Consider the following 5,417-nt stretch of genomic DNA (forward strand, 5'->3'; position numbering starts at 1 on the left):
GGGTGTGCGGGGAGCGCTTGCGGCTGGTGGGATGAGCGTGGGGTGACCGCGAGGTCACCCCACCGCTTCACAAGCGGGGGTCCACCGGCTCCGACTCCAGCGCCAGCACCCCGAACACCGCCTCGTGCACCCGCCACAGCGGCTCGCCCTCCGCCAGCCGGTCCAGGGCCTCCAGGCCCAGGGCGTACTCGCGGATCGCCAGGGAGCGCTTGTGGTTCAGGAACCTCCCGCGCAGGCGGTCGAGGTTCTCCGGGCGGGTGTACTCGGGACCGTAGATGATCCGCAGGTACTCCCGGCCGCGGCACTTGATGCCGGGCTGGACCAGGCGGCCCTCCGGGCTGCGGACCACCGCGCCGAGCGGCTTGACGACCATGCCCTCGCCGCCGCGGCCGGTCATCTCCAGCCACCAGTCGACGCCCGCCCGCACCGACTCCGGGTCACCGGTGTCGACGTGGAGGCGCCGGGTGGTCTGCAGCAGGCCCGTGCCGTCGTGCTCCACCAGCCGGTCCAGCAGAGCCAGTTGCTCGTCGTGCGGGAGCCCGGCGAGGCTGCGGCCCTGGACCGCGAGGATCTGGAACGGTGCCAGGCGGACGCCGTCCAGGCCGTCGGTGGTCCAGCAGTAGCGGCGGTACGCCTCGGTGAACGCGCCTGCCGCGTCGGCCCGTTCCCGCTGGCGGGCCAGCAGGTCCGACACGTCCACGCCCCGGTCCGCGGCGCCCCGGAGCACGGCCAGCGCACCCGGGAACACCGCGCCGGACGCGGCGCCGACGGCCGCGTACTGCGACCTGAGCAGACCGGCCGCCTTCAGCGACCACGGCATGAGCTCGGCGTCCAACAGCAGCCAGTCCGTCGCGAGTTCGTCCCACAGTCCGGCCTCGCCGATCGCCGTTCGCAGCCGGTCCAGGATCGTCTCCGTCACCGACTCGTCGTCGAAGAAGGGGCGGCCGGTGCGGGTGTAGAGGGAACCGGTCGGACCGTCGACCCCGAAGCGTCGGCGGGCCGTCTCCGCGTCCCTACACACCAGGGCCACCGCGCGCGAGCCCATGTGCTTCTCCTCGCACACGACCCGCTCTACCCCGTCCCCGGCGTACTGCGCGAACGCCTCCGCCGGGTGCTCCAGATAGCCCTCGACCCGGCTGGTCGCGGTCGGGGCCATGGTCGGCGGCAGGTACGGCAGCAGCCGCGGGTCCACCGCGAAGCGGCTCATGACCTCCAGCGCCGCGGCCGCGTTCTCCTCCCGTACGGCGACCCGGCCCTGGTGCCGGGTCTCGACGGCCCTGCGGCCGTGCACGTCGGCGAGGTCGAGCGGCCGGCCGTCGTGCCCGCCGGGCGCCTCCGACCGCAGCGGCCTCGTCGGCTCGTACCAGACCCGCTCCGCCGGTACGTCGACCAGCTCGCGCTCCGGCCAGCGCAGCGCGGTGAGCTTGCCGCCGAAGACGGCACCGGTGTCCAGGCAGATGGTGTTGTTGAGCCAGGTCGCCTCCGGGACCGGGGTGTGGCCGTAGACCACGGCCGCCCGGCCGCGGTAGTCCTCCGCCCACGGGTAGCGCACCGGCAGCCCGAACTCGTCGGTCTCACCGGTGGTGTCGCCGTACAGGGCGTGCGAGCGGACCCGGCCCGAGGTGCGGCCGTGGTACTTCTCCGGCAGACCGGCGTGGCAGACCACCAGCCGGCCGCCGTCCAGGACGTAGTGGCTGACGAGACCGTCGATGAACTCCCGTACCTCGGCCCGGAACTCGTCCGTGGCGTTCTCCATCTGCTCGATGGTCTCCGCGAGGCCGTGGGTGTGCTGGACCTTGCGGCCCTTCAGGTAACGGCCGTACTTGTTCTCGTGGTTGCCCGGCACGCACAGCGCGTTGCCCGACCTGACCATCGACATCACACGCCGCAGCACGGCCGGGCTGTCCGGACCCCGGTCGACGAGGTCGCCGACGAAGACCGCGGTACGGCCCTCGGGGTGGACGCCGTCGACGTAGCCCAGCTTGCCGAGCAGCGACTCCAGTTCCAGGGCGCAGCCGTGGATGTCGCCGACGATGTCGAAGGGGCCGGTGAGGTGGGTCAGGTCGTTGAAACGCTTCTCGGTGACGACGATGGCGTGCTCGATGTCCTCGACCCCGCGCAGCACGTGCACCTTGCGGAAGCCCTCGCGCTCCAGGTGGCGCAGGGAACGGCGGAGTTCGCGGATGTGCCGCTTGATGACCCGGACCGGCATGTCGGCCCGGTCGGTGCGGCCCGCGTTGCGCTCGGCGCACACCTCCTCGGGCACGTCCAGGACGATGGCTATCGGCAGCACGTCGTACTGCTTGGCCAGGTCGATGAGCTGCCGTCGGGAGTCGGACTGGACGCTGGTCGCGTCGACGACCGTGCGCCGGCCGGCCGCCAGGCGCTTGCCCGCGATGTAGTGCAGGACGTCGAAGGCGTCCTTCGTGGCGCCCTGGTCGTTCTCGTCGTCCGAGACCAGCCCCCGGCAGAAGTCCGAGGAGATCACCTCGGTCGGCTTGAAGTGCCGGCGGGCGAAGGTGGACTTGCCGGAGCCGGAGGCACCGACGAGGACGACGAGGGAGAGGTCGGTGACGGGCAGGGTCCGTCCCGTGCGCTGGGTCTCGGTCATGCCGCCTTCGCCTCCTTCTCGGTCCTCTGGGTGAACGTGGCCATCTGGGTGGGCGGCCCCACTTCGGGGTCGTCCGGGCCGACGGGCGTGAACTCCACGTCGTAGCCGTGCCGTTCGGCGACCGACGACGCCCAGGCGCGGAACTGGGCACGCGTCCACTCGAAGCGGTGGTCGCCGTGCCGGACGTGTCCGGCCGGGAGCGACTCCCAGCGGACGTTGTACTCGACGTTCGGGGTCGTCACGAGGACGGTCCGCGGGCGGGCCGCGCCGAACACCGCGTACTCCAGGGCGGGCAGCCTCGGCAGGTCCAGGTGCTCGATGACCTCGCTGAGCACGGCGGCGTCGTACCCCTTGAGCCGCTTGTCGGTGTACGCGAGCGAGCCCTGGAACAGCTGGACGCGGGAGGCCGTCCGCTCGCCCATGCGGTCGAGCTTCAGCCGCCGGGAGGCGATGGTGAGCGCCCGCACCGACACGTCGACGCCGACGATCTCGGTGAACTTCGGGTCCTTGAGCAGGGCCTGCACCAACTGGCCCTGTCCGCAGCCGAGATCGAGCACGCGGGCGGCACCGGTGGCGCGCAGCCCCGCCAGGATCGCCTCGCGGCGCTGGACGGCGAGCGGGGTCGGCTTCTCCTCGGTCTCGGTCTCCGCCTCCACGGCGTTGTCGATGTCCTCGACCTCGCTGTCGTCGGTCTCGGCGAGCCGCACCAGTTCCAGGCGCTCCATCGCCTCCCGCGTCAGCGACCAGCGGCGGGACAGGTAGCGGCTGGTGATCAGCTTCTGCTCCGGGTGCTGGGGCAGCCAGCCCTCACCGGCCCTGAGCAGCTTGTCGACCTCGTCGGAGGCCACCCAGTAGTGCTTGGCGTCGTCGAGGACGGGCAGCAGGACGTACAGGTGGCGCAGTGCCTCGGCGACGGTGAGGCGCGTGGACTCCAGTTCGAGGCGGACGTAGCGCGAGTCGCCCCACTCCGGGAACCGGGCGTCCAGCGGCACCGGGTCGACGGTCACGGTCCAGCCGAGCGGCTCGAAGAGACGCCGTACGAGCGCCGGGCCGCCACGGGCCGGGAGCGCGGGTACCTCAATGCGCAACGGCCTTGGCTGCGAGGGCAGTTCGGGCCTGGCGTGGCACACCCCGCGCATCGCACTGGTGAAGACCGCGCTCAGCGCCACCGCGAGCAGCGAAGAGGCCGCGTAGGGGCGGTCGTTGACGTACTGCGCGAGCGCCGCGTCCGGGGCCCCGCCGCGTCCCTTGCCCTTGCCGCGCCTGACCAGTGCCACCGCGTCGACCTCCAGGAGCAGCGCCGCGGTGCAGCGCTGATCGTCCGCCTCGGGGTAGAGGACATGCGCCCTGCCGTACGAGGTGGAGAACGCCTGCGCCTTCTCGGGATGCTTGTGCAGCAGGAAGCCGAGGTCGGTGGCGGGGTGTTCGGGAGTGCCGGTCGTGGTGACGGTCAGGAACATGCGCGGGCCTTCCAGGCCGGTGGACGGTACAGGGTGCCGTGCGCGCGCGAGCCCCCGGAAAGGTGATCCCGGGGGCTCGGCAGGACGACGCCCTCAGCTTCCCACAGGGGCTCCGACCAGTGCCTTCGATTTACGACAGCTGCGACTGGACCTGGGCGGAGATGAGCTCCAGGTGGTCCAGGTCGTCGAGGTCCAGGACCTGGAGGTAGATGCGGCGGGAGCCGACCGCGGCATAGCGGCCGATCTTGTCGACGACCTCGGCGGGGGTGCCGGCCAGGCCGTTGGTCTTGAGCTCCTCCACCTCACGGCCGATCGCGGCGGCGCGGCGGGCGACCTCCTGGTCGTCCTTGCCGACGCAGACGACGAGGGCGTTGGAGAAGGTGATCGCATCGGCCGCGCGGCCCGCCTCCTGGGCGGCGGCCCGGACCCGGCTGAACTGGGCCTCGCTGTCCTCGGGCGAGGCGAACGGCATGTTGAACTCGTCGGCGTGGCGGGCGGCGAGACGCGGGGTGCGGGTCTTGCCGTGGCCGCCGATCAGCACGGGGATCCTGTCCTGGGCGGGCTTGGGCAGTGCGGGCGACTTCGTGAGGTCGTAGTGCTCGCCGTGGAAGTCGAAGGTGTCGCCGGGCGCGGTGGCCCACAGGCCGGTGACGATCTCCAGCTGCTCCTCCAGGCGGGGGAACTTCTCCTTCGGGAACGGGATGCCGTACGCGGCGTGCTCCTCCTCGAACCAGCCCGCGCCCAGGCCCAGTTCGACGCGGCCGCCGGACATCTGGTCGACCTGGGCGACCTGGATGGCGAGGACGCCGGGGAGGCGGAAGGTGGCGGCGGTCATGAGGGTGCCGAGGCGGATCCGCTTGGTCTCGCGGGCGAGGCCGGCGAGGGTGATCCAGGCGTCGGTGGGGCCGGGCAGGCCGTCGGCGTCGCCCATCTTCAGGTAGTGGTCGGAGCGGAAGAACGCGTCGAAGCCGAGGTCCTCGGTGGCCTTGGCGACGGTGAGGAGGGTGTCGTAGCTCGCGCCCTGCTGGGGTTCGGTGAAGATGCGGAGATCCATGACTCCATCCTGCACGCAGGGGTGAGCGGTGGCCTCACCGGTCCCCGGGGCCTCCGCGTCCCCGGGCGGGTGAATTCGGCCTCTGGCGCGCGCGAGGGCTTTCCGTGCCAGTGACCGGGCCCTGTGGTGATCGTTGGCTCGGGCGGAGCCGGCTTGTCGTTGCCGGTGCGTCATCCGTCACCCGCGTGGGTCCTGGGGCCGAGGAGGCCGTCATGTCCGAAGAAACCGTGCCGCCGACTGCGGGGGCCGGGCAGCCGAAGGGGTTGTTGCAGCAGATGGAGGAGCTGATGGC

General features: G+C 72.0%; 3 protein-coding genes. All 3 read right to left on the bottom strand.

What is annotated here, in order from left to right; translation table 11 throughout:
* Window positions 1–67: 67 nt before the first annotated feature.
* Complete coding sequence (locus tag EHS43_RS36195; RefSeq protein WP_125194842.1) at window positions 68–2,611, bottom strand: polynucleotide kinase-phosphatase; 2,544 nt, start codon at window positions 2,609–2,611, stop codon at window positions 68–70.
* Entirely contained in the window at window positions 2,608–4,071 is a 1,464-nt protein-coding gene (locus tag EHS43_RS36200; protein WP_125194843.1) for a 3' terminal RNA ribose 2'-O-methyltransferase Hen1, read from the bottom strand. The genes EHS43_RS36195 and EHS43_RS36200 overlap by 4 nt, the downstream gene beginning before the upstream one ends.
* Before the next feature lie 130 nt (window positions 4,072–4,201).
* Window positions 4,202–5,125, bottom strand: a complete 924-nt coding sequence (locus EHS43_RS36205; RefSeq protein ID WP_125194844.1) for an LLM class F420-dependent oxidoreductase — start codon at window positions 5,123–5,125, stop codon at window positions 4,202–4,204.
* Between the last annotated feature and the right edge of the window lie 292 nt (window positions 5,126–5,417).

Source organism: Streptomyces sp. RP5T (assembly GCF_003933965.1).
GTDB lineage: Bacteria > Actinomycetota > Actinomycetes > Streptomycetales > Streptomycetaceae > Streptomyces.

Excerpts from the sequence above, each read along its gene's own strand:
- EHS43_RS36195 (WP_125194842.1), bottom strand. The coding sequence starts at position 2,611 with ATGACCGAGACCCAGCGCACGGGACGGACCCTGCCCGTCACCGACCTC.
- EHS43_RS36200 (WP_125194843.1), bottom strand. The coding sequence starts at position 4,071 with ATGTTCCTGACCGTCACCACGACCGGCACTCCCGAACACCCCGCCACC.
- EHS43_RS36205 (WP_125194844.1), bottom strand. The coding sequence starts at position 5,125 with ATGGATCTCCGCATCTTCACCGAACCCCAGCAGGGCGCGAGCTACGAC.